Raw genomic sequence first — 5,328 nt, forward strand, 5'->3', positions numbered from 1 at the left:
CTGATTTTTTGAAGGTATGGTCATCATCCAGTGCGTGTCACCACGGCTACGACTTGGTTGTTCGAGGTGCCCTAAAGAGATAAGAAAAATTTCAATACCCGATGTAGTTTTAAGCCAGGACTTCCTGGAAAATCTCGACCTGCTGGTTAAAAGAAGAAACGCTTACGCGCATCGAAAAGAAGCCGACGACCTAGACCACACTCTCGGACACCGACTCATAACCGAAAGAAAACACCCGCGCACCGTCATGCGCGAAGACGCAGAGCTCGCAATGAAACTCATGTACGAGCTCTTCTACGCAACCTTACGATCTTGCCCTAGCTGATCACCGCAAGTTCAATCCCGCGATTACCCTTTGTCGGCAACGCATCGCCGAACAGATCGTGCTCGTCGCTGTCGGTGATCTCCACATCGACCAGATCGCCGATCTTCAATCCAAGCTCGCCGCCGTTCTGAATATGCACCAGGCCATCGATTTCCGGCGCGTCCGCGCGTGAGCGTGCCACCGCGATATCGTCTTCGATCAGGTCGACCAGGCATTGCTGCACGCTGCCGATCTTGGACTCCAACCGCGCCGCGGAAATGTCCGCCTGCCGTACCATGAAGCGCGCCAGACGCTCCTGCTTGAGTTCTTCCGGCACCGGATCCGGCAGCGCGTTGGCGCTGGCGCCTTCCACAGGGGAATACGCAAACGCGCCGACGCGATCGAGCTGGGCTTGATCCAGGAAGTCGAGCAAGGGTTCGAACTCGGCATCGGTCTCGCCGGGGAAGCCGACGATAAAGGTGGAGCGCACGGTGATCTCCGGGCACATCGCCTTCCAGCGCTGCACGCGCTCGAGCGTCTTCTCCACTGCGCCTGGCCGCTTCATCAGCTTGAGGATGCGCGGGCTAGCGTGCTGGAACGGGATGTCCAGATACGGCAGCAACTTGCCTTCGGCCATCAAAGGAATCACATCGTCCACGTGCGGGTAGGGATACACGTAATGCAGACGCGTCCACACACCCAGCTCCGACAGCCCCTCGCACAGCGCCTTCATGCGGGTCTGATACAGGCGGTCGCGCCACGGCCGCTCGGCATATTTCAGATCAACGCCATAGGCCGAGGTGTCTTGCGAGACCACCAGTAATTCCTTGACGCCGCCGCGCACCAAGCGCTCGGCTTCGCGCAGCACTTCATCCACAGGACGCGAGGCCAGATCGCCGCGCATGGACGGAATGATGCAGAAGCTGCAACGGTGGTTGCAGCCTTCGGAGATCTTCAAATAGGCGTAATGGCGCGGCGTCAGCTTGATGCCGTAGTCGGGCACCAGATCCACGAACGGGTCGTGGCGCGGCGGCAACGCGGCGTGCACCGCCTCCATCACGCTCTGGTAATCCTGTGGGCCGGACACCGCCAGCACCTGCGGGTACGCCGCGCGTATCTGCTCCGGGCGCTTGCCCAGGCAGCCGGTGACGATCACCTTGCCGTTGGCGTTCATCGCCTCGCCGATCGCGTCCAGCGATTCGGTCACCGCCGAATCGATAAAGCCGCAGGTATTGACCACCACCACGTCGGCCGCGTCGTAACTGGGCACGATGTCGTAGCCCTCCACGCGCAGCTGGGTGAGGATGCGTTCGGAATCGACGAGCGCCTTCGGGCAGCCAAGGCTGACGAAGCCGACTTTGGGGTTCAGCTGGGACATGGAAGCAGGAGCCTGGGAACGGAGCGGCCTGGGGCCTGAGTGGAGCGATTATAGCGGCGCGCGGGCAGCGCTCTGAACCGCGCGCCTGATCAGCAAGGTCATCTTGGCGGGACCCTCACCTGCAACGTCGCCGATCCGGTCGATAATGCGCCACTCCCCTACTGCATCAGGAGTTCCCATGGGTCACTGGACCACGCTCGACACCCCCGACGGCCAGGTCGCCGCTTGGCACGCAACGCCCGTTTCCAGCCCGCGCGGCGGCCTGGTGGTGATTCAGGAAATATTCGGCGTCAACGAACATATCCGCGCGGTGGCCGACGACTACGCCGCACGCGGCTACGAAGTGCTGGCACCGGCCTTTTTCGATCTGGAAGAAAAGGACGTGCAGCTACCTTATGACCAGGAAAGCGTCCAACGCGGCCTGGCGCTGGCCAATGCGGTGGGCCTGGAAGGTGCGGTGCACGTGGTCAAATCCGCAGCGACTCTGCTGAGCCGCGCCGGCAAGGTCGGTACCGTGGGTTATTGCTGGGGCGGTTCGGTGGCGCTGCTATCGGCGATCCGCCTGGCTTTGCCCTCGGTGAGCTACTACGGCGGCCGCAACACCCAGTTGCTGGACGAAATCCCGCAGGCGCCGGTGATGTTCCACTTCGGCGAGCAGGACGCCAGCATTCCGCCGGAGGCGATCCAGGCCCACCGCGAGAAGCTGCCGCAGATGGAAACCTTCGTGTATCCAACCGGCCACGCCTTCAACCGCAGCATCGACCCCAACCACTACGATGCCGACAGTGCCCAGCGCGCGTTGGAGCGCAGCCTGGGCTTCTTCGACGCGCATCTGGGATGATTAAGCCCGCACCGAGCCAGCCTGCACCCATCATGTCCGCAGCGAACCGTTTCCAGCTCGATGCGCGCCTTGCGGCCGACAGCGTGTTCGTCGCCGACGGGCCGCTGTCGCAGGTGCGGCTGATGGACGACAGCCGCTTCCCGTGGCTGGTGCTGGTGCCGCGGGTGGCCGATGTCAGCGAATGGATCGATCTGGATGGCAGCCAGCAACGCCTGTTGCTGGCCGAGATCAACCAGCTCTCGCAATTGCTGCGTGTGGAGCCCGAAGTGACCAAGCTCAATATCGGCGCGCTGGGCAACATCGTGCGGCAGCTGCACGTGCATCTGGTGGGCCGTCATCCGGGCGATGCGGCCTGGCCCGGCCCGGTGTGGGGCAGTGGCAGCGTGCAGCGTTTCGCGCCCGATACGTTGCAACACCGTGTCGCTGCGTGGGCGCAACGGCTACGATAGGCGCCCGTCTTTCAACCACCCTTCCGCATGAAATCCAATGTCGTCGCCGCGCTGATCCTGATCCTCGTCGGCCTGCTGTTTCTGGCCAATAACCTGGGCTGGACCAATGTCAGCCTGGGTCGGCTGATTGCTACCTGGTGGCCTGCGGCGTTGGCATGTTGTTTGGGCGGGGGAAGTAAGGCGGGAATGGGGGATCGGATGGGTTTGCTGGCACGACGTTTGTCATCCGCAATTGTTGACTTCCGGCACCTGATCGGCAGGCGCATTGCGCGCAGCATGGCCCCACACCCACCGAGGACATCGCCCTGCGCTATCGCTTGATCCCTGCCCTGTTTCTGGGCACGTTGGGCACGTTGTTCCTGCTGGACAACCTCGGGCTGGCCCGTTTCGATCTTGGCAACCTGGTTTCGATCTGGTGGCCGGCGTTGCTGATCGCCGCTGGCGTGCGCCAACTGCTGCGCGACCGCGAGCGCACGACCGCGACCTGCTAAGGCAAGGTCACGGCCGCATACCGCATCAGGTGCGCGGCAAGGTCACGCCGGTCTGGCCCTGGTACTTGCCGCCGCGGTCCTTGTACGAGGTCTCGCAGACTTCGTCGGACTGAAAAAACAGCATCTGCGCCACGCCTTCGTTGGCGTAGATGCGCGCAGGCAACGGCGTGGTGTTGCTGAACTCCAGGGTCACGTGGCCTTCCCACTCCGGCTCCAGCGGGGTCACGTTGACGATGATGCCGCAGCGCGCGTAGGTACTCTTGCCCAGGCACACCACCAGGGTGTCGCGCGGGATGCGGAAATATTCCACCGTGCGCGCCAGCGCGAAGCTGTTCGGCGGGATGATGCAGACATCCGACTCGATATCGACAAAGCTACCAGGATCGAAATGCTTCGGGTCGACAATGGTCGAGTTGATGTTGGTGAAGATCTTGAACTCGCGCGAGCAGCGCACGTCGTAGCCGTAGCTGGACGTGCCAAAGCTGACGATGCGCTGGCCGGCGGCGTCGTGCTTGATCTGGCCGGGTTCGAACGGCTCGATCATCGCCCGCTGCTCGGCCATGCGCCTGATCCAGCGGTCGCTCTTGATGCTCATGTGATGTTCCTTGAAGACGAAAAGCGACAGACCCAACGGCCCGCGCGAAGACGGCGAATTCTAGCAGCGGCCGGCGCCAGCAGCCGGCCAGCGCGCTACAGCAACGCGGCCGAAATCGGGATGCTGGCGCGCGGGCGCTTGCCCAGTTCCTCGGACAGGCGCAAAGCGGCGGCCAGATAGGCCTGCGCCGCTGGCGATTCGGGCGCGGCGGCCACGATCGGCTGACCGGCGTCACCCTGCTCGCGGATCGCAATCTCCAGCGGCAACGACCCCAGCAACGGCACGCCGTATTGGGCCGCCATGCGCTCGCCCCCACCTTCGCCGAACAGATGCGCGCGGTGGCCGCAGTTGGAGCAGGTGTGCACCGCCATGTTCTCGACGATGCCGAGCACCGGCACCTCCACCTTTTCGAACATCTTCAAGGCCTTGCGCGCATCCAGCGTGGCGATGTCCTGAGGCGTGGTGACGATCACCGCGCCGGCAACCGGGATCTTTTGCGACAGGGTCAGCTGGATGTCGCCGGTGCCTGGCGGCAGATCGATCAGCAGATAGTCCAGGTCGTCCCATAGCGTGTCGTTGAACAGTTGCGTCAACGCCGAGGTTGCCATCGGGCCGCGCCAGATCATCGGCGTGTCCTGATCGACCAGCAAGCCGATCGACATCGCCTCGATGCCGAACGCGCGCAGCGGCTCGATCGACTTGTTGTCCGGGCTATCCGGCCGCCCGCTCAGGCCCAGCATCGCCGGCACGCTCGGCCCGTAGATGTCCGCATCCAGCAGCCCCACGCGCGCGCCCTGCTGGCGCAAGGCCAAGGCCAGATTCACCGCCGTGGTCGACTTGCCTACTCCGCCCTTGCCCGAGCCGACCGCAATCACATTGCGGATCCGCGGATGCGGCGCCAGCGCGCCCTGGACCGCATGCGCGGGGGTTCTGCGCTCGCCCGTCATGCGCGTGCGCTCTGAGGGAGGTCGATCGCCTTGCTTGAAGCACGTTGCAACATCGTCGTCATTGCCTACCTGATTCGTCGTGTGCTGCTGCGGCAGCGATGGCGACATCGCCAGCCGCAGCGCTAAGAGAGGTCGCCAGTCTACCGACTCGGCCACACGTCATTGCGTCCCACGCCCCACCAGAAATTCGCGCTACACGGCATACGAATGTAAACAGCAACAAATTTCACAAATATGTACAAATTATTAGGGCCTGTTAACACATACGAAGCCCTTCAACGATCAGGACGAAGCTCAGGAATCCGAGGAACATGACGTCGAGC

6 protein-coding genes and 1 pseudogene are annotated in these 5,328 nt (G+C 63.1%); 4 read left to right on the top strand and 3 right to left on the bottom strand.

All coding sequences use genetic code 11. The annotated features are described in order from the left end of the window. Positions 1 to 317 precede the first annotated feature (317 nt). Positions 318 to 1,682 carry a 30S ribosomal protein S12 methylthiotransferase RimO gene (gene rimO / locus XpopCFBP1817_RS19285; RefSeq protein WP_128418322.1) on the bottom strand — a complete coding sequence of 455 codons (1,365 nt, stop codon included), beginning with the start codon at positions 1,680 to 1,682 and terminating at the stop codon, positions 318 to 320. Positions 1,683 to 1,860: 178 nt separating this feature from the next. Between rimO and XpopCFBP1817_RS19290 the strand changes: the two genes are divergently transcribed. The 4 genes and pseudogenes from XpopCFBP1817_RS19290 (at position 1,861) to XpopCFBP1817_RS19305 (ending at position 3,463) form a co-directional block, all read left to right on the top strand. Beyond that, positions 1,861 to 2,523 carry a dienelactone hydrolase family protein gene (locus XpopCFBP1817_RS19290; RefSeq protein ID WP_128418323.1) on the top strand — a complete coding sequence of 221 codons (663 nt, stop codon included), beginning with the start codon at positions 1,861 to 1,863 and terminating at the stop codon, positions 2,521 to 2,523. 32 nt (positions 2,524 to 2,555) lie between these two features. Beyond that, positions 2,556 to 2,972, top strand: a complete 417-nt coding sequence (locus XpopCFBP1817_RS19295; protein WP_128418324.1) for an HIT domain-containing protein — start codon at positions 2,556 to 2,558, stop codon at positions 2,970 to 2,972. 27 nt (positions 2,973 to 2,999) lie between these two features. Beyond that, positions 3,000 to 3,164: pseudogene (locus tag XpopCFBP1817_RS23375) on the top strand (LiaI-LiaF-like domain-containing protein); the annotation flags it as partial. Positions 3,165 to 3,277: 113 nt separating this feature from the next. Next, positions 3,278 to 3,463 (top strand): LiaI-LiaF-like domain-containing protein, encoded by a 186-nt coding sequence (locus XpopCFBP1817_RS19305; RefSeq protein WP_128418325.1) that lies wholly within the window; start codon positions 3,278 to 3,280, stop codon positions 3,461 to 3,463. Between the two features lie 25 nt (positions 3,464 to 3,488). Here XpopCFBP1817_RS19305 and dcd read toward each other — a convergent pair whose 3' ends face one another. Both dcd and apbC read right to left on the bottom strand, forming a co-directional pair. Then, on the bottom strand, positions 3,489 to 4,058 hold the full coding sequence (gene dcd / locus XpopCFBP1817_RS19310; RefSeq protein ID WP_128418326.1) for a dCTP deaminase: 570 nt from the start codon (positions 4,056 to 4,058) through the stop codon (positions 3,489 to 3,491). A gap of 95 nt (positions 4,059 to 4,153) precedes the next feature. Next, entirely contained in the window at positions 4,154 to 5,005 is an 852-nt protein-coding gene (apbC, locus tag XpopCFBP1817_RS19320) for an iron-sulfur cluster carrier protein ApbC (protein ID WP_128418327.1), read from the bottom strand. Positions 5,006 to 5,328: the final 323 nt, after the last annotated feature.

Origin of the sequence: Xanthomonas populi (assembly GCF_002940065.1) — a bacterium.
GTDB classification, from domain to species: Bacteria; Pseudomonadota; Gammaproteobacteria; order Xanthomonadales; family Xanthomonadaceae; genus Xanthomonas; species Xanthomonas populi.

Coding starts and splice junctions, on each gene's coding strand:
- XpopCFBP1817_RS19290 (WP_128418323.1), top strand. CDS start 1,861: ATGGGTCACTGGACCACGCTCGACACCCCCGACGGCCAGGTCGCCGCT.
- XpopCFBP1817_RS19295 (WP_128418324.1), top strand. CDS start 2,556: ATGTCCGCAGCGAACCGTTTCCAGCTCGATGCGCGCCTTGCGGCCGAC.
- dcd (WP_128418326.1), bottom strand. CDS start 4,058: ATGAGCATCAAGAGCGACCGCTGGATCAGGCGCATGGCCGAGCAGCGG.
- rimO (WP_128418322.1), bottom strand. CDS start 1,682: ATGTCCCAGCTGAACCCCAAAGTCGGCTTCGTCAGCCTTGGCTGCCCG.
- apbC (WP_128418327.1), bottom strand. CDS start 5,005: ATGACGGGCGAGCGCAGAACCCCCGCGCATGCGGTCCAGGGCGCGCTG.